This window comes from Gilvimarinus gilvus, assembly GCF_030518155.1.
Classification (GTDB): Bacteria; Pseudomonadota; Gammaproteobacteria; order Pseudomonadales; family Cellvibrionaceae; genus Gilvimarinus; species Gilvimarinus gilvus.
On record NZ_JAULRU010000546.1, the window covers coordinates 1 to 306 of the forward strand.

Annotated in this window: 1 protein-coding gene; it reads right to left on the minus strand. The window is 57.2% G+C overall.

The window, feature by feature from the left end; translation table 11 throughout:
* Nucleotides 1-306 (minus strand): hypothetical protein (locus QWI17_RS10025; RefSeq protein ID WP_302722368.1); only part of this gene is annotated, 306 nt, incomplete at both ends.

Consider the following 306-nt stretch of genomic DNA (forward strand, 5'->3'; position numbering starts at 1 on the left):
GCACGGTGCCGGATGCATACGCCACCACATTATAAGCCGCCATCATCTGCACCCGGTTTTGCTCACTTTCTATCAACTGGTCGAGGTGGGAAAGTTCCTCTTCGAGGGTTACCCGGTTGCGCTCCAGATTATCCAGGCTAAGTTTCAGCGTGGTCATCTGCGACTTGAGGTCGAACATGCGCAATTGCTCGGGGTCCAGGTACACCTGGTCCTTGGCCGCATTAAGATCACCATCGTTGATGTGCACCCGCGAGCGAATGGTCTCGGCATCGGCCTGCAACGAGGCCAGTTGCGCCCGGGAACTGG